This window comes from Micromonospora sp. KC721, from assembly GCF_004348355.1.
In the GTDB taxonomy this organism is placed as follows: Bacteria; Actinomycetota; Actinomycetes; order Mycobacteriales; family Micromonosporaceae; genus Micromonospora.
In genome coordinates, this window is the sequence record NZ_SMJY01000398.1 from 1 (window position 1) to 1059 (window position 1059).

Here is a 1059-nt window from a genome sequence, read left to right on the forward strand (position 1 = left end):
GCCCCGGGGGCTGCCCCGCCCGCACCGAATCCCGGAAGCCACGCCAGGCCCGCATCCCCTCCCGACGCAGCAGCACCAGGCCCAGCAGGGACGCCGCGAACACCAGCAGCACCACCGAACCGAAACCGATCGCCCGCCCCACGGCGACGAACGCGGCCAACTCCAGCGCCACCGCCACCAGCAGAGCCAGGGGCACGAACCTCAGGTATCGGCGCATCTCACCTCATCCGCGTCACGCGGCGCCCCGGGCCGGCGCCACCCCGGGCACCACCTGACGCAGGCGGACCCGCCCCACCAGCATGACACGCCGCCCTCACGGCCACCGATCGTGACCGAGGCGACCCCGGCGGGGCCACCGGTCACGCAGCCCCCAGATGGTGATCCGCCACAACGCCTCCGTCACGATCAGCGGACTCATCTTGCTGCTGCCGTGTTCGCGCTCCGCGAACGTGATCGGCACCTCCACGATCCGTGCGCCCGCCCGGTGCGCCAGCCGAGACAACTCCACCTGGAACGAGTAGCCCTGCGAACAGACCGACTCCAGATCCATCGCCCGCAACACCGCCGTCCGGTACACCCGATACCCGGCGGTGGCATCGCAGACCGGCATCCCCAACGCCAGCCGCGCGTACAGGTTCCCGCACCGCGACAACAGCAGCCGCCGCAACGGCCAGTTCACCACCCGCCCACCGGCCGCCCACCGTGACCCGATCACCACGTCGGCATGCCGGGCAGCGGCCAGCAGCGCCGGCAGGTCCTCCGGGGCGTGCGACCCGTCGGCGTCCATCTGCACCACCGCGTCGTAGCCCCGCTCGTCAGCCCACGCGAACCCCGCCAGGTACGCCGCACCGAGGCCCTGCTTGTCCGAGCGGTGCAGCACGTGCACCTGCTCGTCGGCGGCGGCTATCGCCTCGGCCAGCACACCGGTGCCGTCGGGGCTGCCGTCGTCGGCGACCAGCACGTCCACCGCCCGCGCGGCAGCCCGAACCCGCGGCACGATCGTGGTGACGTTGTCAGCTTCGTTGTAGGTGGGAATCACCACCAGCACCCGCCCCACCC

General features: G+C 72.5%; 2 protein-coding genes. Both read right to left on the reverse strand.

The features are described 5' to 3' along the window. Positions 1-217 (reverse strand): FxsA family protein (locus E1182_RS30630; protein WP_132271206.1); only part of this gene is annotated, 217 nt, incomplete at its 3' end. 96 nt (positions 218-313) lie between these two features. Then, positions 314-1057, reverse strand: coding sequence for a polyprenol monophosphomannose synthase (locus E1182_RS30635; protein WP_132271207.1), 744 nt, complete (start codon positions 1055-1057; stop codon positions 314-316). Positions 1058-1059 lie beyond the last annotated feature (2 nt).